Consider the following 16612-nt stretch of genomic DNA (forward strand, 5'->3'; position numbering starts at 1 on the left):
TGTAACCTGCACGAAATTTCGCAGAGGGCCAACGTCGTCCCTCGGCACCGCAAATGCCACGACGACGACGGGAGAGCCGATGCGTATCGACGCCTGGTCGCCCATGGACGGTCGCCCCGCCCAGCAGGGGATGTACGACCCCCGTAACGAGCACGACGCCTGTGGCGTCGGGTTCGTGGCCACTCTGACCGGTGTGGCCAGCCATGAGCTGGTCGAGCAGGCGCTGACCGTACTGCGCAACCTCGAACACCGCGGCGCCACCGGCTCCGAGCCCGACTCCGGCGACGGCGCCGGCATCCTGTGCCAGGTCCCGGACGCCTTCCTGCGCGCCGAGACCCCTTTTGAGCTTCCCGAGGCCGGCTCGTACGCCGTGGGCATCGCCTTCCTCCCCGCGGACGACTCCGCCGAGGCCGTCCGCACGATCGAGAAGATCGCCACGCAGGAGGGCCTGAAGGTCCTCGGCTGGCGCGACGTCCCGGTCACCCCCGAACTCCTCGGCAGCGGCGCCCGCGCCACCATGCCCGAGTTCCGCCAGGTCTTCGTCGCCGACGGCGAGTCCACCGGCATCGTCCTGGACCGCAAGGCGTTCGTCCTGCGCAAGCGTGCCGAGCGTGAGGCCGGGGTGTACTTCCCCTCGCTCTCCGCCCGCACCATCGTCTACAAGGGCATGCTCACCACCGGGCAGCTGGAGCCGTTCTTCCCGGACCTCTCCGACCGCCGCTTCGCCTCCACGGTCGCGCTGGTCCACTCCCGCTTCTCCACCAACACCTTCCCGAGCTGGCCGCTGGCCCATCCGTACCGCTTCGTCGCGCACAACGGTGAGATCAACACGGTCAAGGGCAACCGCAACTGGATGAAGGCCCGCGAGTCCCAGCTCGCCTCCGAGCTCTTCGGACCGGCGCAGCTCGACCGGATCTTCCCCGTCTGCACCCCGGACGCCTCCGACTCGGCCTCCTTCGACGAGGTCCTGGAGCTGCTCCACCTCGGAGGCCGGTCGCTGCCGCACGCGGTGCTGATGATGGTCCCCGAGGCGTGGGAGAACCACGACTCCATGGACCCGGCCCGGCGCGCCTTCTACCAGTACCACTCCGCGATGATGGAGCCCTGGGACGGCCCGGCCTGCGTGACCTTCACCGACGGCGTCCAGGTCGGCGCGGTCCTCGACCGCAACGGGCTGCGCCCCGGCCGCTACTGGGTCACCGACGACGGCCTCGTCGTGCTCTCCTCCGAGGTCGGCGTCCTCGACATCGACCCCGCGAAGGTCGTCCGCAAGGGCCGCCTCCAGCCCGGCAGGATGTTCCTCGTCGACACCGCCGAGCACCGCATCATCGAGGACGACGAGATCAAGGCGTCCCTCGCCGCCGAGCAGCCCTACCAGGAGTGGCTGGAGACCGGCGAGATCGAGCTGAGCGACCTGCCCGAGCGCGAGCACATCGTGCACACCCATGCCTCGGTCACCCGCCGCCAGCAGACCTTCGGCTACACCGAGGAAGAGCTCCGCGTCATCCTCGCGCCGATGGCCCGCACCGCCGGCGAACCGCTCGGCTCCATGGGCACCGACTCGCCGATCGCCGCGCTCTCCGAGCGCCCCCGGCTGCTCTTCGACTACTTCACCCAGCTCTTCGCCCAGGTCACCAACCCGCCGCTGGACGCCATCCGCGAAGAGCTCGTCACCTCGCTGCGCTCCTCGCTCGGCCCCCAGGGCAACATCCTGGAGCCGACCGCCGCCGCGGCCCGCAGCGTCACGCTGCCCTTCCCGGTGATCGACAACGACGAGCTCGCCAAGCTGATACACATCAACGCCGACGGCGACATGCCGGGCATGCGCGCCGCGACCCTCTCCGGCCTCTACCGGGTCAGCGGCGGCGGTGACGCGCTGGCCGCGCGGCTGGAGAAGATCTGTACCGAGGTCGACGCCGCCATCGAGGACGGCGCCCGCCTGATCGTCCTCTCCGACCGGCACTCCGACGCCGAGCACGCGCCGATCCCCTCGCTGCTGCTCACCTCCGCCGTCCACCACCACCTCATCCGCACCAAGCAGCGCACCCAGGTGGGCCTGCTGATCGAGGCCGGGGACGTCCGCGAGGTCCACCACGTCGCCCTGCTCATCGGCTACGGCGCGGCCGCGGTCAACCCGTACCTCGCGATGGAGTCCGTCGAGGACCTGGTCCGCGCCGGCACCTTCATCGAGAACATCGAGGCCGAGCAGGCCATCCGGAACCTGATCTACGCGCTCGGCAAGGGCGTCCTGAAGGTCATGTCCAAGATGGGCATCTCCACCGTCGCCTCCTACCGCGGCGCCCAGGTCTTCGAGGCCGTCGGCCTGGACGAGGCCTTCGTCGCGACGTACTTCAACGGCACCGCCACCAAGATCGGCGGCGCCGGACTCGACGTCGTCGCCAAGGAGGTCGCCGCCCGGCACACCAAGGCGTACCCCGCGTCCGGCATCGCGGCCTCGCACCGCGCGCTGGAGATCGGCGGCGAGTACCAGTGGCGGCGCGAGGGCGAACCGCACCTGTTCGACCCGGAGACGGTCTTCCGCCTCCAGCACGCCACCCGCAACCGGCGCTACGACATCTTCAAGCAGTACACGGACCGGGTGAACGAGCAGTCCGAGCGCCTCATGACGCTCCGCGGCCTCTTCGGCTTCGACTCCGGCCGCGAGCCGATCTCCCTCGACGAGGTCGAGCCCGCCTCCGAGATCGTCAAGCGCTTCTCCACCGGCGCCATGTCCTACGGCTCCATCTCCCGCGAGGCGCACGAGACGCTCGCCATCGCGATGAACCAGCTCGGCGGCAAGTCCAACACCGGCGAGGGCGGCGAGGACGCCGACCGCCTGTACGACCCGGCGCGCCGCTCCTCCATCAAGCAGGTCGCCTCCGGCCGCTTCGGTGTGACCAGCGAATACCTGGTCAACGCGGACGACATCCAGATCAAGATGGCGCAGGGCGCCAAGCCCGGCGAGGGCGGCCAGCTGCCCGGCCACAAGGTCTACCCGTGGGTCGCCAAGACGCGTCACTCGACGCCCGGCGTCGGCCTCATCTCGCCGCCGCCGCACCACGACATCTACTCCATCGAAGACCTCGCCCAGCTGATCCACGACCTGAAGAACGCGAACCCGCAGGCGCGGATCCACGTGAAGCTGGTCTCCGAGGTCGGCGTCGGCACGGTCGCCGCCGGGGTCTCCAAGGCGCACGCGGACGTCGTCCTCATCTCCGGCCACGACGGCGGAACGGGCGCGTCCCCGCTCACCTCGCTCAAGCACGCGGGCGGCCCCTGGGAGCTCGGCCTCGCCGAGACCCAGCAGACCCTGCTGCTCAACGGCCTGCGCGACCGCATCGTCGTGCAGACCGACGGCCAGCTCAAGACCGGCCGCGACGTCGTCATCGCCGCGCTGCTGGGCGCCGAGGAGTTCGGTTTCGCGACCGCGCCGCTCGTCGTCTCCGGCTGCGTCATGATGCGCGTCTGCCACCTGGACACCTGCCCGGTCGGCATCGCCACCCAGAACCCGGTCCTGCGCGACCGGTTCTCCGGCAAGGCCGAGTACGTCGTCAACTTCTTCGAGTTCATCGCCGAAGAGGTCCGCGAGATCCTCGCCGAGCTGGGCTTCCGCACCATCGAGGAGGCCGTCGGCCACGCCGAACTCCTCGACACCGACCGTGCGGTCACCCACTGGAAGGCGCAGGGCCTCGACCTCGCCCCGCTCTTCCACGTGCCCGAGCTGCCCGAGGGCGCGGTCCGCCACCGCATCGTCGAGCAGGACCACGGTCTGACCAAGGCGCTCGACAACCAGCTGATCAAGCTGGCCGCCGACGCGCTCGGAGCCGACAGCGCCGAGGCCGCCCAGCCGGTCCGCGCCCAGGTCGCGATCCGCAACATCAACCGGACCGTCGGCACGATGCTCGGCCACGAGGTGACCAAGAAGTTCGGTGGTCCGGGCCTGCCCGAGAACACCATCGACCTGACCTTCACCGGCTCGGCCGGCCAGTCCTTCGGCGCGTTCCTGCCGCGCGGGGTCACCCTGCGCCTGGAGGGCGACGCCAACGACTACGTCGGCAAGGGCCTCTCCGGCGGCCGCGTGATCGTCCGCCCGGACCGGGGCGCCGACCACCTCGCCGAGTACTCCACCATCGCCGGCAACACCATCGGCTACGGAGCCACCGGCGGCGAGATCTTCCTCCGCGGCCGTACCGGCGAGCGCTTCTGCGTCCGCAACTCCGGTGCGCTGGTCGTCTCCGAGGGCGTCGGCGACCACGGCTGCGAGTACATGACCGGCGGCCACGCGGTCGTCCTCGGCGAGACCGGCCGCAACTTCGCCGCCGGCATGTCGGGCGGTGTCGCGTACGTCATCGACCTGAACCGCGACGACGTCAACGTCGGCAACCTCGGCGCGGTCGAGGAGCTCGACGACACCGACCGGCAGTGGCTGCACGACGTGGTGCGCCGCCACGAGGAGGAGACCGGCTCCACCGTCGCCGAGAAGCTCCTCGCCGAGTGGGACACCGCCGTGACCCGCTTCAGCAAGATCATCCCGTCCACGTACAAGGCTGTGCTCGCCGCCAAGGACGCCGCTGAGCTCGCCGGTCTCTCCGAGCAGGAGACCACCGAGAAGATGATGGAGGCGGCGACCCATGGCTGACCCCAAGGGCTTCCTGACCACCGGACGCGAGGTCGCCCAGACCCGCCCCGTGGCCGAGCGCGTGAAGGACTGGAACGAGGTCTACGTTCCGGGCTCGCTGCTCCCGATCATCAGCAAGCAGGCCGGCCGCTGCATGGACTGCGGCATCCCGTTCTGCCACAACGGCTGCCCGCTCGGAAACCTCATCCCCGAGTGGAACGACTACGCCTACCGCGAGGACTGGACCGCGGCCTCCGAGCGGCTGCACGCCACGAACAACTTCCCGGAGTTCACCGGGCGGCTGTGTCCGGCCCCCTGCGAGTCGGCGTGCGTGCTCGGCATCAACCAGCCGGCCGTCACCATCAAGAACGTCGAGGTCTCCATCATCGACAAGGCGTGGGAGAGCGGCGACGTCACCCCGCAGCCGCCCGAGCGCCTCTCCGGCAAGACCGTCGCGGTCATCGGCTCGGGCCCGGCGGGACTCGCCGCCGCCCAGCAGCTGACCCGGGCCGGCCACACCGTCGCCGTCTACGAGCGCGCGGACCGCATCGGGGGCCTGCTGCGCTACGGCATCCCCGAGTTCAAGATGGAGAAGTCGCACATCAACCGCCGCATCGAGCAGATGCGCCTGGAAGGCACCAAGTTCCGTACGGAGGTGGAGATCGGCAAGGACATCGACGCCGCGAAGCTCCGCCGCCGCTACGACGCGGTCGTCATCGCGGCCGGCGCCACCGTCTCCCGCGACCTGCCGGTCCCCGGCCGTGAGCTGGGCGGCATCCACTTCGCGATGGAGTACCTGCCGCTCGCCAACAAGGTGCAGGAAGGCGACCTCACGGTCTCCCCGATCCACGCCGCCGGCAAGCACGTCGTCGTCATCGGCGGCGGCGACACCGGCGCCGACTGCGTCGGCACCGCCCACCGCCAGGGCGCGGCCTCCGTCACCCAGCTGGAGATCATGCCCAAGCCGGGCGAGGAGCGGAACCCGGGCCAGCCGTGGCCGACCTTCCCGATGCTCTACAAGGTCACCTCCGCGCACGAGGAGGGCGGCGAGCGGGTCTACTCCGTCTCCACCACCCACTTCGAGGGCGACGAGGACGGAAACGTTGCCGCCCTCCACCTGATCGAGGTCGAGTTCAAGGACGGTAAGCTGGAGCAGAAGCCCGGCACGGAGCGGCGCATCCCCGCGCAGCTCGTCACGCTCGCCATGGGCTTCACCGGAACCGACCAGTCCAACGGTCTGGTCCAGCAGTTCGGCCTGGAGCTCGACCAGCGCGGCAACGTCGCCCGCGACGAGAGCTACGCGACCAACGTCGACGGCGTCTTTGTCGCCGGCGACGCGGGACGCGGCCAGTCGCTGATCGTGTGGGCCATCGCCGAGGGCCGCTCCGCCGCCCGCGGAGTGGACCGCTTCCTGACCGGGACCAGCGCCCTGCACGCGCCGATCCGCCCGACGGACCGGTCCCTGCTGGTCTGAGCACCACCCGGGTTCCCCCTGGGCCACGCGGCCCGGGGGAGCCCCCAGCAACGTCCCGTACAACGGCGTACGGAACTGAACGCGGCGCCTGCCTGTCCCCGACCGGACTCAGCGGGCGCCGTGGCGCGTCCGGGGCCGGTTTCGCGCCCCGGCCCGCGCCCGGGATGGGTTCACCTCAGACGCCGCCGCCGGTGAGCGCCGAGGTCTTCACGACCACCGCCACCGCGAACAGCCCCAGCAGCACCACCGCGCCCGCCACCTGCACCGGCCCGCTCCGCAGCTTCGGCGGCGCGAAGGCGAGCCCGTACGTCACCAGCGCCCCGGTCAGCAGCCCGCCCAGGTGCCCCTGCCACGAGGTGAACAGCGCCGAGAGCACCATCCAGAGCAGGAACCCGGCCATGAAGCGGTTGACGGCCGCCATGTCACGGCCGAGCCTCCGGTGGATGACCCAGTACGCGGCGGCAAGACCGAAGACCGCACCGGAGGCGCCGACCGTCGAGGTGTCCGGGGCCAGCAGGTACACCAGGACCGAACCGCCCACCGCCGACAGCAGATACAGCGCGAGGTAGCGGACCCGGCCGAGCTGCCCCTCCACCGCCCGGCCGATGTTCCACAGCGCGAACATGTTGAACAGCAGGTGCATCACCCCGAACGAGGCGTCCGGCGGCAGGTGCAGGAAGGCCCCGGTCACCAGCCGGTACCACTCGCCGTCCGCGATGCCCGTCAGCTCGTACCCCGGGAAGGTGTCACCCCGGTAGTAGTACTGCTCACCGTCCGGCCCGGTAAGGGCCGCGCCGAGCACCGCGAACCGGTCCACGATCTCCGGCCTGACCACCTCGCTGAGGTAGACCAGCACGTTGAGCGCCATCAGGGCGTACGTCACAAGCGGCGCCGTCGCCCGGGACACCGCACCGCCGAAGACCGTACGGGGCTGCCGCACCGAACGCTGCCCCTCCTTCACGCACTCCACGCAGTGGTGGCCGACGGAGGCATCGCGCATGCAGTCCGGGCAGATGTAGCGCTCGCAACGGGTGCAGCGCACATACGTCTCGGTGGACGGGTGGCGGTAACACGCGGGGGCGGCGGCCTCCATGGCCGGCTCCTTCACTGGGGGTGGGCAACGGGGCCGGTGGGGGCGGCGGCGATCAAGATAGCGAACCGGCACGGAGGGCCGTGAGCCCGGGGCCCGGGCGTGGCCTACGCTCGAACTCCGCAGAACGCGGAACGCACAGCGGGGGGAGCCGTCATGCACGGTACGAACACGGCCGCGGGCGCGGGCCCGGCCATCAGCCTGACCAAGGTGGAGGAGACGGCTCCGGCCCTGGTCAGCCTCTACAAGAGCGCCGGGATCTCGCTGGAGAAGCACGGCCTCGGCGGCCACCGCGCGGCCGTCTACCTCGTCCTCGACCACTCCGGCTCGATGAAGCCCTACTACGCGGACGGCAGCGTCCAGGCGCTGGCCGACCGGGTGCTGGGCCTGTCGGCCAACCTCGACGACGACGGCACGGTCCCCGTCGTCTTCTTCTCCACCGACGTCGACGCCGTCACCGACATCGCCCTCGCCAACCACCACGGCCGGATCGAGGAGATCGCGGCGGGTCTCGGACACATGGGGAAGACCAGCTACCACCTGGCGATGGACGCCGTCATCGACCACTACCTCGACAGCGGCTCCACCGCGCCCGCCCTGGTCGTCTTCCAGACGGACGGCGGACCGATCAACAAGCTCGCCGCCGAACGCTACCTCTGCAAGGCCGCCGAGCTGCCGCTGTTCTGGCAGTTCGTCGGTTTCGGCAACACCCGCAGCAGCCAGTTCGACTTCCTGCGCAAGCTCGACGAACTGGCCGTCCCCGCCAAGCGGTCCGTCGACAACGCCGGGTACTTCCACGCGGGCCTCGACCCCCGGCAGGTCCCGGACTCCGAGCTGTACGACCGGCTCGTCGCCGAGTTCCCGCTCTGGCTGACCGCCGCCCGGGAGCGGGGGATCGTCCGGTGACGGTACGGATCCTGCGCGCCGCCGACCGCACACCCGTCCCCTGGAAGAACGGCGGCGGGATCGTCCGGGAGATCGCCACCGGCCCCGAGGGCGCCGGGAGCGACGCCTTCGACTGGCGGGTGAGCCTCGCGGACGTCACCGCCGACGGCCCCTTCTCCGCCTTCCCCGGCGTGGACCGCATCCTGACCGTGGTCGAGGGCGCCGGCATGGACCTCGTCGTCGGCGGCGAGCACCACATCGTCGACGAGCCCCTCTGGCCGCACGGGTTCCCCGGCGACCTGCCCACCGAGGGCTTCCTGCTGGCCGGCCCCGTCGTCAACCTCAACGTCATGTACCGCAGGGCCCGTACGCGGGCGGAGACCGCCGTCGTCTGCGGCACCGTCCGCCTGCTGCCGCCGGAGGGCGGCGCGGTGCTGGCGGTCTCCCTGGACGACGGCGCGGAGCTGGCGGGGCCGGACGGTGTCCGGCTGGACCGCTACGACGCGGTGCTGGCGGCCGGGGAGCCGCCCGGGGTCCTGCGGACGATGGGCCAGGCGGTGCTGATCACCTTCTCGCACGTGTGATCGCCCGGCGAATCCGGACGGAGGATGTCGGGTATCCGGTGTTCGATGACGCCCATGACGTCTTCTTCACCTCTGTCCTGGGGCGGCTTCGCCGCCGCCGAGCCCGACTTCGCCGACACCGTGCAACGCCGCTTCCGGCTCTACAAGCACCACGTCCTGGCCACCCTGCGGAAGGACGGCTCGCCCCGGGTCACCGGCCTGGAGGCCGACTTCCGCTTCGGTGAGCTGCTGCTCGGCATGATGCCGAACTCCCTCAAGGCCCTGGACCTGCGCCGCGACCCGCGCTTCGCACTCCACGCCAACCCTGGCCCCGACGCCGAGCTGAACGACGGGGACGTCCGGGTCAGCGGCCGGGCCGTGGAGATCACCGACCCGGCGGTGATCGCCCGCTTCATCGAGGAGGCGACCCCGCCCGAGCCCTTCCACCTCTTCCGTGCGGAGCTGACCGAGGTGGTCCGCATCGGACTCGACGGCGAGGCGCTGGTCATCCGGTCCTGGCAGCCGGGCCGACCGCTGCGCACGGTACGCCGGACCGGCGACGACGCCCCGGTGGTCGAGGTCCCCTGAGACCGGGGCCGCTCAGCCCGCCAGCACCCGGGCCCGGCAGACGGACGGCGTGCCCCACGCGTCCCGCAGCGGCCGGGCCCGGCGCAGCCACCACGCCAGGTCCAGCTCCTCGGTGTAGCCCACCGCGCCGTGCGACTGGAGCGCGGTGCGGGCCGCCGCGTACCCCGCCTCGCCCGCCGCCACCTTCGCCGCCGCGACCGCCGCCCCGGCCCCGGGCGACCCCTCGGCCAGCTCCACCGCCGCCCCGTACAGCAGCGGGCGCGCGAACTCCAGGCCGAGCAGGGTGTCCGCCAGGCGGTGCTTGACCGCCTGGAAGGACCCGACGGGCACCCCGAACTGGGTGCGCTGCTTCACGTACGCCACGGTCGCCCGCAGCAGCTCCTCCCCGCAGCCCAGCGCCAGGGCCGCCGTGGCGAAGGATGCCGCGTCGCCCGCCGCCCGTGCCGCCGCCCGTATCGCCGGGCCCTTCGCGACGGGCGCGCCGCCCGCCTCCGGCCGGAACAGCCGCCGCGCCGGATCCGCCGACACCGACAGCTCCCCGGGCCCCGGCGCGAGCCGCAGTTCGTCGCCGGTCACCATGAGCACCGCGTCCGCCGTGTCCGCGTCCAGGGCGTACGGCCCGTACCCCTCCAGCCGCAGCGAGAGCACCGCCCTCCCGGAGACGATCCCCGGCAGCCACTCCTCGGCCACCGGCCCGCCCGCCCCGGCCAGCAGCGCCCCGGCCGCCAGGGTCTCCGCCACCGGTCCGGGCACCGCGTGCCGCCCCAGCTCGACGCAGGCGACGGCGCTCTCCACGGGCAGCGGCCCCAGACCCCCGTACGCCTCCGGGACGGCGAGCGCGAACACCCCGGCGTCCGCCAGCCGCCCCCACAGGGCCCGCCCCGGACCGTGCTCCCCGGCGGCCCACGCCCGCAGCACCGCCGGGGTGTCCGCCGCCGTCAGCATCGCGTCCAGGGAACGCCCGAACTCCCGCTGCTCGTCGGTGAGCAGGAAGCTCATCAGCGCCGTCCCCTCGGCAGGCCGAGCAGCCGCTCGGCGATGATGTCGCGCTGGATCTCGTTCGTCCCGGCGTAGACCGGACCGGCGAGCGCGAAGACGTACCCCTCCGCCCACGCGGTGTCCGCCAGCTCCGCGTCCGGGCCCAGCAGATCGAGGGCCGTCTCGTGCAGCGCGATGTCGTAACGCGACCAGAACACCTTGTTCAGGCTGGACTCCGGCCCCAGCGCCGCCCCCGCCGCGAACCGGGCCGCGGAGGCCGCCGTGAACAGCTGATACGCCCGCGCCCCGATCACCGCGTCCGCCACCCGGTCGCGCAGCGCCGTGTCCGCCGGATCGCCCGCCCCCCGCCACAGGGCCGCCAGCCGGTCGGCGGCGGCCAGGAAGCGGCCGGGGGAGCGGAGGGTGAGCCCGCGCTCGTCGCCGGTGGCCGACATGGCGATCCGCCAGCCCTGCCCCGGCTCCCCGATGACGTCCTCGTCCGGTACGAAGACCTCGTCGAGGAAGATCTCGGCGAACGCGGGCTTCCCGTCCAGCCGCCCGATGGGACGGACCGTCACCCCGGGATCCCGCAGCCCGAACATCAGATACGTCAGCCCCTGGTGCGGTTTCGCGGCCCCCGGGTCCGTACGGAAGATGCCGAACGCCCGGTCCGCGAACGCCGCCCGCGAGGACCAGGTCTTCTGCCCCGACAGCAGCCAGCCGCCCCCCGTGCGCACCGCCCGCGACCGCAGCGCCGCCAGGTCGGAGCCGGCCTCCGGCTCCGACCAGGCCTGCGCCCAGATCACCTCGCCGCTCGCCATCTCGGGCAGCACCCGGGCCCGCTGCCGTGCCGTGCCGTGGGCGAGCAGCGTCGGGGCGAGGAGGCTGATCCCGTTCTGCGAGACCCGGCCGGGCGCACCGGCCGCCCAGTACTCCTCCTCGAACGCCAGCCAGCCGAAGAGATCCGCGCCCCGGCCCCCGTACTCCTCGGGCCAGGAGGGAGCCGACCACCGGCCGGTGTACAGCAGCGCCTCCCACTCCCGGTGCGCGGCGAACCCCTCCTCGGTCTCCAGGGAGGGCAGCGGCCGGGACGGTACGTGCTCCCGCAGCCAGGCCCGGGCCTCGGCCCGCAGGGCTTTCGTCCCTGCCGTGTGCGCCAGATCCATGACCGGCCCGCCTTCCCCGCTCCGTCGTGACCATCACCGGGAGAGTTCCCTAACAAGTGTTTGGTAGGTTAACCTACGACCCCTACACCGTCGAGAAGCCGGGGGAACGGGCATGAGCGCGAGCGCACCGCCGTACCTGCCGGGACACGGGCTGCTGGCCGGCCGCACCGCCGTCGTCACCGCCGCCGCCGGAGCCGGCATCGGCGGCGCCACCGCCCGCCGCTTCCTGGAGGAGGGGGCGCGCGTAGTGATCAGCGACGCCCACGCCCGCCGGCTGAAGGAGAGCGCCCACCTCCTCGCCGAGGCGTTCGGCCCCGACCGCGTCACCCACCTCACCTGCGACGTCACCGACGAGGAGCAGGTCGGCGCCCTCTTCGCCCACGCCGAACGCACCCACGGCGGCCTCGACATCGTCGTCAACAACGCGGGCCTCGGCGGCACCGCCGAACTCACCGAGATGACCGACGACCAGTGGACGAAGATCCTCGACGTCACCCTGAACGGCACCTTCCGCTGCACCCGCGCCGCCCTGCGCTCCCTCAAGGCCGCCGGGCGAGGGGGAGTCGTCGTCAACAACGCGTCCGTCGTCGGCTGGCGCGCCCAGCGCGGCCAGGCCCACTACGCCGCCGCCAAGGCCGGCGTCATGGCCCTCACCCGCTGCGCCGCCGTCGAGGCCGCCGACTACGGGGTCCGCGTGAACGCCGTCGCCCCCAGCCTCGCCATGCACCCCCACCTGGCCAAGGTCACCTCCGCCGAACTCCTCGCCGAACTCACCGCCAAGGAGGCCTTCGGCCGGTACGCCGAACCCTGGGAGGTCGCCAACGTGATCGTCTTCCTCGCCAGCGGCTACTCCTCGTACATGACCGGCGAAGTCGTCCCCGTCAGCAGTCAGCATGCGTGAGCACGCCCGGCGCCCGCGCGAACACCTGCGTGAACACACAGGCCGCGGGCGGACAATGGCCGGGTGCCTACCAAGAAGAAGCCCCAGGTGACCCCCACACCCGAGCGGCGACGCGAACTGCTCGCCACCGCCGCCGAGGTCTTCGCCGCCCACGGATACAACGCCACCACCGTGCGCCGCATCGCCGACGAGGCCGGGATGCTCGCGGGCAGCCTCTACTACCACTTCGATTCCAAGGAATCGATGGTCGACGAGATCCTCTCCACCTTCCTCGACGAGCTCTGGCGGGGCTACGACGAGGTCCTGGCAGCCGGGCTCGGCCCCCGCGAGACCATCGAGGCCCTGGTCACCGAGTCCTTCCGGGAGATCGACCGGCACCGCCCCGCCGTCGCGATCTACCAGAAGGAGTCCAGACACCTCGCCGCCCAGCCGCGCTTCGCCTACCTCGCCGACTCGCAGACCAAGTTCGAGAAGGCCTGGCTCGGCACCCTGGAGCGCGGCGTCGCCGAAGGCGCCTTCCGCGACGACCTCGACATCCGCCTCACCTACCGCTTCGTCCGCGACACGGTGTGGGTCGCCGCCTCCTGGTACAGGCCCGGCGGACACCACAGCCCCGAGGAGATCGCCCGCCAGTACCTCTCGATGGTGCTGGACGGCATCGCCCTGCGTACCTGACCCCGAGCGCCCCGAGGAGCAGCAGCCATGACCGAGGCCTACATCGTCGAAGCCGTACGCACCCCTGTCGGGCGGCGCAAGGGCGGCCTCGGGGCCGTCCACCCCGCCGACCTCGGCGCACACGTGCTGAAGGAGCTGATCGCCCGCTCCGGCGTCGACCCGGCGGCCGTCGAGGACGTCGTCTTCGGCTGCCTGGACACCGTCGGCCCGCAGGCCGGCGACATCGCCCGTACGTCATGGCTCGCCGCCGGACTGCCCGAGGAGGTCCCCGGCGTCACCGTCGACCGGCAGTGCGGCTCCTCCCAGCAGGCCCTCCACTTCGCGGCCCAGGGCGTCCTCTCCGGCACCCAGGACCTCGTCGTCGCGGGCGGCACCCAGAACATGACCCAGATCCCGATCGCCTTCGCCTCCCGCCAGGCCGCCGAACCCCTCGGCCTCACCCAGGGGCCCTTCGCGGGCAGCGAGGGCTGGCGCGCCCGCTACGGCGACGCCCCCGTCAACCAGTTCCACGGCGCCCAGCTGATCGCCGAGAAGTGGGGCATCAGCCGCCGGGACATGGAGGAGTTCGCCCTCACCTCCCACCGGCGGGCGGTCCGCGCCCTCGACGAGGGCCGCTTCGGCCGGGAGACCGTCGCCTACGGAGACGTCACCGCTGACGAGGGGCCGCGCCGCGACACCACCCTGGAGAAAATGGCCGGACTGCGTCCCGTCGTCGAGGGCGGCACCATCACCGCCGCCTGCTCCTCCCAGGTCTCCGACGGGGCCGCCGCCCTGCTCATCGCCTCGGAACGGGCCGTCGCCGAACACGGCCTGACCCCGCGGGCCCGCGTCCACCACCTGTCCGTACGGGGCGAGGACCCGATCCGGATGCTCTCGGCCCCGATCCCGGCCACCGCGTACGCCCTGAAGAAGACCGGCCTCACGATCGACGCCATCGACCTCGTCGAGATCAACGAGGCGTTCGCCCCGGTCGTCCTGGCCTGGCTGAAAGAGACCGGTGCGGACCCCGAGCGGGTCAACGTCAACGGCGGAGCCATCGCCCTGGGTCACCCGCTCGGGGCAACCGGCGCCCGGCTGATGACGACCTTGCTGCACGAACTCGAACGCACCGGCGGCCGCTACGGGCTCCAGACGATGTGCGAGGGCGGCGGACAGGCCAACGTCACCATCGTCGAGCGGCTCTGAGGCATCTGCCGTACGCCTGCCGTACGCCCTCTGGTCAGCCATGTTTCCCCTCCTGCGGCGCGGCGTGCCCCACCGCCGGAGGGGAGGACGTGCTAGGGTGTTTCCCGTTGCAGTTTTGGTACCCATGAACTTTATGTGCGCCTGACGGGAATGCTTCCTCAGGCGCTTTATTGTTTTCCGGCTTTCTCCGGATGGGGCTCAATGCGGCGACTTGGAATCCGTAAAGTGCGGATTTCCGGCACTGCACCTCTTTTAGGAGAATGACATGGCTACTGGAACCGTGAAGTGGTTCAACTCGGAAAAGGGCTTCGGCTTCATCGAGCAGGACGGCGGCGGCGCCGACGTCTTCGCCCACTACTCCAACATCGCCACCTCGGGCTTCCGTGAGCTCCAGGAGGGCCAGAAGGTCTCCTTCGACGTCACGCAGGGCCAGAAGGGCCCGCAGGCGGAGAACATCGTCCCGGCCTAATTGCCGGACGCGTACCTCGCTGACCGGGGCCCGCACCGTGAGGTGCGGGCCCCGGTTTGTGCTGTCCGAGCGACCACGCGTCGCACCAACCCGTTCTGTGCGCACATCCTGGGGGCGCACCCGGACGGCCCGGCCGGCACATCGCACCAAACCCATTCGGCAGTTGCCCAGGAATCCCCCAGGAGGGCAATTCCGTATGACCAGCTCCGAACGCCAGGACCGCACCCCCCGCTCCCGACCGGCCCGCGGCCGAGGCCGCGGCCAGGGCGCAGGCCCCCAGGCTCCCTCGAACGGCCGTGGCGGCGCACCCCGCTCCAAGGCCCAGGGCGGCTCCAAGCCCCCGGCCCGTCGCCGCGCCACCCCGCCGCAGGGCGAGTTCGCCCTGCCGGAGACCGTGACCCCCGCGCTGCCGTCCGTCGACGCCTTCGCCGACCTGGACATGCCCGCCGCGCTGCTGAAGACCCTCGCCGCGCAGGGCGTCACCGAGCCGTTCCCGATTCAGGGCGCGACCCTGCCGAACTCGCTGGCCGGCCGGGACATCCTCGGCCGCGGGCGCACCGGCTCCGGCAAGACCCTCGCCTTCGGCCTGGCGCTGCTGGCCCGCACCGCCGGCCGCCGCAGCGAGCCGCGCGCCCCGCTCGCCATGGTCCTCGTGCCCACGCGCGAGCTGGCCCAGCAGGTCACCGACGCGCTGACCCCGTACGCGACCGCCGTGAACCTGCGGCTCGCCACCGTCGTCGGCGGCATGTCGATCACCAAGCAGTCCGCCACCCTGCGGCGCGGGGCCGAAGTGCTCGTCGCCACCCCGGGGCGGCTCAAGGACCTCATCGAGCGCGGCGACTGCCGCCTGGACGAGGTCTCCATCACCGTCCTCGACGAGGCCGACCAGATGGCCGACATGGGCTTCATGCCGCAGGTCGTCGCCCTGCTCAAGCAGGTCGAGGCGGACGGCCAGCGGATGCTGTTCTCCGCGACCCTCGACAAGAACATCGACCGGCTCGTCAAGATGTTCCTCACCGACCCGGTCGTGCACTCCGTCGACCCGTCCGCCGGTGCGGTCACCACGATGGAGCACCACGTGCTACACGTCCTGGACGAGACCGACAAGAAGGCCGTCGCCACGAAGATCGCCGCCCGCGAGGGCCGGGTGATCATGTTCGTCGACACCAAGCGCGCCGCCGACCGCTTCGCCAAGCGGCTGCTCGCCAGCGGCGTGCGGGCGGCCGCCCTGCACGGCGGGCGCTCGCAGCCGCAGCGCAACCGGACGCTCGACCAGTTCAAGAACGGGCAGGTCACCGCGCTCGTCGCGACGAACGTCGCGGCCCGCGGCATCCACGTCGACGACCTCGACCTGGTCGTCAACGTGGACCCGCCGACCGACCACAAGGACTACCTCCACCGCGGTGGGCGCACCGCGCGCGCCGGGGAGTCCGGCAGCGTCGTCACGCTGGTGCTGCCCGAGGAGAAGCGGGAGATGACGCGCCTGATGCAGGACGCGGGCATCGCGCCGCGCACCACGCGGGTCACCTCCAGCGACGCTGAGCTGGGCCGGATCACGGGGGCGCGGGAGCCTTCGGGCATCGCGATCGTGATCGAGGTGCCGCAGCCGACTCCGCCGAAGCAGCGGACGCGGTCGGGCGGTGCGGCGGGTTCCGGTTCCGGCGGCGGCACGGTGCGGTCCGGCAGCCGGGGGCGCGGACGGCGTGGGTCCGGTGCGGGTGCGGGGGGCGGTGCTCAGGGTGCGCGTTCCGGTGGCGCGGGCCGTTCGGGCGGCGAGGCCCGCGGCACCGGCCGCTCCGGCGCGCCTGCCCGGGGCCGTCGGGCCGCGTAGGACGAATCCAGCCGTCCGGCGATTGAGGACCGGGGTCCGGGGCAGAGCCCCGAAAGCCCCGGACCGGGGCTTGGGGCGCCAACCGGGAACCCCGGGGTGGGGGGGGGGGGGGTGGGGGGAGAACACCCACGGGCCGGGGGGGGGAGGGGGGGGGCGGACACCAACGCCCGCCCCGGGTAGTGAGGGGGC

The 16612-nt window shown here is 72.1% G+C and carries 13 protein-coding genes; 10 read left to right on the top strand and 3 right to left on the bottom strand.

Annotated features, from left to right (window positions below):
* Nucleotides 1-79 precede the first annotated feature (79 nt).
* Both gltB and ACFWRV_RS08195 read left to right on the top strand, forming a co-directional pair.
* Nucleotides 80-4639 (top strand): glutamate synthase large subunit, encoded by a 4560-nt coding sequence (gltB, locus tag ACFWRV_RS08190; RefSeq protein ID WP_384330013.1) that lies wholly within the window; start codon nt 80-82, stop codon nt 4637-4639.
* Nucleotides 4632-6092, top strand: coding sequence for a glutamate synthase subunit beta (locus ACFWRV_RS08195; RefSeq protein ID WP_384330016.1), 1461 nt, complete (start codon nt 4632-4634; stop codon nt 6090-6092). The genes gltB and ACFWRV_RS08195 overlap by 8 nt, the downstream gene beginning before the upstream one ends.
* Nucleotides 6093-6267: 175 nt before the next feature.
* Here the strand turns inward: ACFWRV_RS08195 and ACFWRV_RS08200 are convergent, their stop codons facing one another.
* Nucleotides 6268-7185, bottom strand: coding sequence for a rhomboid family intramembrane serine protease (locus ACFWRV_RS08200; RefSeq protein ID WP_384330019.1), 918 nt, complete (start codon nt 7183-7185; stop codon nt 6268-6270).
* 153 nt (nt 7186-7338) lie between these two features.
* Between ACFWRV_RS08200 and ACFWRV_RS08205 the strand changes: the two genes are divergently transcribed.
* From ACFWRV_RS08205 to ACFWRV_RS08215, 3 genes are read left to right on the top strand one after another with little or no spacing between them, the layout of a single operon-like run.
* Nucleotides 7339-8088 carry a vWA domain-containing protein gene (locus ACFWRV_RS08205; RefSeq protein WP_384330022.1) on the top strand — a complete coding sequence of 250 codons (750 nt, stop codon included), beginning with the start codon at nt 7339-7341 and terminating at the stop codon, nt 8086-8088.
* The gene (locus ACFWRV_RS08210) at nt 8085-8651 is read left to right on the top strand and encodes a HutD family protein (protein WP_384330024.1); all 567 of its coding nucleotides are present in this window, start codon (nt 8085-8087) and stop codon (nt 8649-8651) included. Before ACFWRV_RS08205 ends, ACFWRV_RS08210 begins: the two co-directional genes overlap by 4 nt.
* 45 nt (nt 8652-8696) lie before the next feature.
* Nucleotides 8697-9218, top strand: a complete 522-nt coding sequence (locus ACFWRV_RS08215; RefSeq protein ID WP_384330027.1) for a pyridoxamine 5'-phosphate oxidase family protein — start codon at nt 8697-8699, stop codon at nt 9216-9218.
* A 12-nt stretch (nt 9219-9230) separates the two neighbouring features.
* On the opposite strand, the gene ACFWRV_RS08220 is transcribed toward ACFWRV_RS08215, so the two are convergent.
* Together ACFWRV_RS08220 and ACFWRV_RS08225 are read right to left on the bottom strand one after the other, a co-directional pair.
* Nucleotides 9231-10217 carry an acyl-CoA dehydrogenase family protein gene (locus ACFWRV_RS08220; RefSeq protein WP_384330030.1) on the bottom strand — a complete coding sequence of 329 codons (987 nt, stop codon included), beginning with the start codon at nt 10215-10217 and terminating at the stop codon, nt 9231-9233.
* Nucleotides 10217-11362: an acyl-CoA dehydrogenase family protein gene (locus tag ACFWRV_RS08225; protein WP_384330033.1), complete on the bottom strand. Its 1146-nt coding sequence runs from the start codon at nt 11360-11362 to the stop codon at nt 10217-10219. The genes ACFWRV_RS08220 and ACFWRV_RS08225 overlap by 1 nt, the downstream gene beginning before the upstream one ends.
* Before the next feature lie 112 nt (nt 11363-11474).
* Between ACFWRV_RS08225 and ACFWRV_RS08230 the strand changes: the two genes are divergently transcribed.
* From ACFWRV_RS08230 to ACFWRV_RS08250, 5 genes are all read left to right on the top strand, one after another.
* Nucleotides 11475-12263 carry an SDR family oxidoreductase gene (locus ACFWRV_RS08230; protein ID WP_384330036.1) on the top strand — a complete coding sequence of 263 codons (789 nt, stop codon included), beginning with the start codon at nt 11475-11477 and terminating at the stop codon, nt 12261-12263.
* Between the two features lie 63 nt (nt 12264-12326).
* Nucleotides 12327-12938, top strand: coding sequence for a TetR/AcrR family transcriptional regulator (locus tag ACFWRV_RS08235; protein ID WP_384330039.1), 612 nt, complete (start codon nt 12327-12329; stop codon nt 12936-12938).
* Nucleotides 12939-12965: 27 nt separating this feature from the next.
* Nucleotides 12966-14123, top strand: a complete 1158-nt coding sequence (locus ACFWRV_RS08240; protein WP_384330042.1) for an acetyl-CoA C-acetyltransferase — start codon at nt 12966-12968, stop codon at nt 14121-14123.
* 265 nt (nt 14124-14388) lie between these two features.
* Complete coding sequence (locus ACFWRV_RS08245) at nt 14389-14592, top strand: cold-shock protein (RefSeq protein WP_003969786.1); 204 nt, start codon at nt 14389-14391, stop codon at nt 14590-14592.
* A gap of 196 nt (nt 14593-14788) precedes the next feature.
* Nucleotides 14789-16423 carry a DEAD/DEAH box helicase gene (locus ACFWRV_RS08250; RefSeq protein ID WP_384330045.1) on the top strand — a complete coding sequence of 545 codons (1635 nt, stop codon included), beginning with the start codon at nt 14789-14791 and terminating at the stop codon, nt 16421-16423.
* The last annotated feature ends 189 nt before the right edge of the window (nt 16424-16612 follow it).

This window comes from Streptomyces sp. NPDC058576, from assembly GCF_042718715.1.
Taxonomy (GTDB): domain Bacteria; phylum Actinomycetota; class Actinomycetes; order Streptomycetales; family Streptomycetaceae; genus Streptomyces.

What these genes read in the sequence shown, in the direction of transcription:
- gltB (WP_384330013.1), top strand. Translation starts at nt 80, where the DNA reads ATGCGTATCGACGCCTGGTCGCCCATGGACGGTCGCCCCGCCCAGCAG.
- ACFWRV_RS08195 (WP_384330016.1), top strand. Translation starts at nt 4,632, where the DNA reads ATGGCTGACCCCAAGGGCTTCCTGACCACCGGACGCGAGGTCGCCCAG.
- ACFWRV_RS08200 (WP_384330019.1), bottom strand. Translation starts at nt 7,185, where the DNA reads ATGGAGGCCGCCGCCCCCGCGTGTTACCGCCACCCGTCCACCGAGACG.
- ACFWRV_RS08205 (WP_384330022.1), top strand. Translation starts at nt 7,339, where the DNA reads ATGCACGGTACGAACACGGCCGCGGGCGCGGGCCCGGCCATCAGCCTG.
- ACFWRV_RS08215 (WP_384330027.1), top strand. Translation starts at nt 8,697, where the DNA reads ATGACGCCCATGACGTCTTCTTCACCTCTGTCCTGGGGCGGCTTCGCC.
- ACFWRV_RS08220 (WP_384330030.1), bottom strand. Translation starts at nt 10,217, where the DNA reads ATGAGCTTCCTGCTCACCGACGAGCAGCGGGAGTTCGGGCGTTCCCTG.
- ACFWRV_RS08225 (WP_384330033.1), bottom strand. Translation starts at nt 11,362, where the DNA reads ATGGATCTGGCGCACACGGCAGGGACGAAAGCCCTGCGGGCCGAGGCC.
- ACFWRV_RS08230 (WP_384330036.1), top strand. Translation starts at nt 11,475, where the DNA reads ATGAGCGCGAGCGCACCGCCGTACCTGCCGGGACACGGGCTGCTGGCC.
- ACFWRV_RS08240 (WP_384330042.1), top strand. Translation starts at nt 12,966, where the DNA reads ATGACCGAGGCCTACATCGTCGAAGCCGTACGCACCCCTGTCGGGCGG.
- ACFWRV_RS08245 (WP_003969786.1), top strand. Translation starts at nt 14,389, where the DNA reads ATGGCTACTGGAACCGTGAAGTGGTTCAACTCGGAAAAGGGCTTCGGC.
- ACFWRV_RS08250 (WP_384330045.1), top strand. Translation starts at nt 14,789, where the DNA reads ATGACCAGCTCCGAACGCCAGGACCGCACCCCCCGCTCCCGACCGGCC.